Here is a 2,058-nt window from a genome sequence, read left to right on the forward strand (position 1 = left end):
GCAAGCGCCTGCTGAACACACCCTTGACGGTTCTGCTTATGCAGCAGGTTGCCACCGATGCGGCAGCAGCTCAGCGATCTGGCTGTTTTTCTGCGTGGGCAGGCGCGTGAGCACGTCCTTCAGATAGGCGTACGGGTCGTGCCCATTGAGCCGCGCCGACTGGATCAGGCTCATAATGGCGGCCGCACGCTGCCCGCCGCGCAGCGAGCCTGCGAACAACCAGTTCGAGCGCCCGATCGCCCAGGGCCGGATCTGGTTCTCCACCCAGTTGTTGTCGATCGGTGCATCGCCATCATCAAGATAGCGCGTGAGCGCCTCCCAGCGCTTGAGGCTGTAGTCGATGGCGCGTGCGGTACCCGAGCCATCGGGCACGCGCTGGCGCTGCGCGATCAGCCATCGATGCAAGGTCTCGGCGATCGGCCTGGCGCGATCCTGACGTATCCGCCTGCGCTCGTCGGCAGGCAGGTCGGCTACGTCCCGCTCTACGCCGTAGAGCGCGCCGAACAGATCCAGTGCCTCTCCGGCGATCTGGCTCTGGTGGCTCGCATGCAGGTCATGGAACTTGCGCCTGGCGTGCGCCATGCAGCCAAGTTCCTTGATGCCGGCAGCGAAGCCGGCCTTGTAGCCCACATAATCGTCGGTCACCAGTTTGCCGCGCCAATCTTGCAGGAACGTGCGGCAGTGCTCACCGGCCCGGCTTGGCGCGAAGTCGTAGAGCACTGCACGCAGGCTGTCGAACGAGGTCGGTGTGTATGCCCACAAGTAGGCCCGGTGCGTCTTGCCCGCGCCCGGATTGAGCATCTGCACTGGCGTCTCGTCGGCATGCAGCACGGGTTTGCCCAGCACCTCGGCCTTGAGCGCATCGACCAGCGGCTGCAACCGCAGCCCGCATACGCCGACCCACTCGCCCAGCGTCGAGCGCGGCAGCGCCAGACCGGCGCGCGCAAAGATGCCTTCCTGGCGGTATAGCGGCAGGTGGTCGGCGAACTTGGCCACCAGCACCTGCGCCAGAAGTCCCGCCGTCGGGATGCCCTTGTCGATGACCTGCGCGGGGACCGGCGCCTGCGTGAGCGTCTCGCAGTGCTCGCACACCCATTTGCCGCGGATGTGACGTTCGACCGTAAAGACGCCCGGCAGGTAATCCAGCTTCTCGCTGACGTCCTCGCCGATGCGCTTCAAGCCGCAGCCGCAGCGGCACGTCGTGGACGCCGGTTCGTGATGGATGTCGGTGCGCGGCAGTTCGGGCGGCAACCGCATGCGGCGCGGCGCTTGCGGCGGCGCAGGCTTGGCGGATATCGCCTCGCGCAGCGCGTTGACTTCCTCTTCGATAGCCGCCATGTCGGCATCCATCGTTTCTTCCAGAAGGCTTGCCTGCGCAGGGTTCAGTTGCTCGCTGCGCTTGCCGTAACGCCAGCGCTTGTACAGCGCCAGCTCCTGCATGAGCTGGTCGATGTGCGTCTGTTTGAAGTGCAGTACGCGATCCCGCTCGGCAACCACCGCATCGTGCGCCGCTATCTGGGCGTCACGCGCGGCCACCTCGCCCATCAGGCGTTCGGCCAACGCGCGCAGTTGCTGTGCGTCGAGGTGATCCAGGGATGCGGTACTCATGGCCCACAGTATGCCGCAGGGTTCGCAGCGGCGATATTGGCGTCTTGCCGGATTGTCCGGCGCTACAACACCGAGATCGCGCCTGCCGCGCCCACATGCTGCCAAGGCAGGCCCAGCACCAGCGCCTGCCACTGCTCACTGTCGACCGCGACGTGTGGGCCGCGCAGCGCATCGGCCCACACGAACTTGCCGCGGTTCAGCCGGCGCGCGGCCAGCCACACGCCGATCCCGTCATGTACCAGCACCTTCATGCGGTTGGCGCGCCGGTTTGCGAAGCAATAGGCGTGGTGCGGACGGGCCGAACCGAACACGGCCACCACCCGGGCCAGTGCCGTCTCGGTGCCGGCGCGCATGTCCAGCGGCTCGGTGGCCAGCCAGATCGCATCGACACGGATCACCGCAGCCACTCGCGTAGCCACGCCACACATGCGCCCGCTTCACTCACGGGCC

Annotated in this window: 2 protein-coding genes; both read right to left on the reverse strand. The window is 66.7% G+C overall.

Features of this window, described 5'->3' with window-relative positions; translation table 11 throughout:
- Positions 1 to 36 precede the first annotated feature (36 nt).
- The gene (tnpC, locus tag CEY09_RS31700; protein ID WP_026385305.1) at positions 37 to 1,608 is read right to left on the reverse strand and encodes an IS66 family transposase; all 1,572 of its coding nucleotides are present in this window, start codon (positions 1,606 to 1,608) and stop codon (positions 37 to 39) included.
- A 62-nt stretch (positions 1,609 to 1,670) separates the two neighbouring features.
- The gene (gene tnpB / locus CEY09_RS31705) at positions 1,671 to 2,027 is read right to left on the reverse strand and encodes an IS66 family insertion sequence element accessory protein TnpB (protein ID WP_158218705.1); all 357 of its coding nucleotides are present in this window, start codon (positions 2,025 to 2,027) and stop codon (positions 1,671 to 1,673) included.
- Between the last annotated feature and the right edge of the window lie 31 nt (positions 2,028 to 2,058).

It is taken from the genome of Achromobacter marplatensis (assembly GCF_002209535.1).
Lineage (GTDB): Bacteria > Pseudomonadota > Gammaproteobacteria > Burkholderiales > Burkholderiaceae_B > Achromobacter > Achromobacter marplatensis.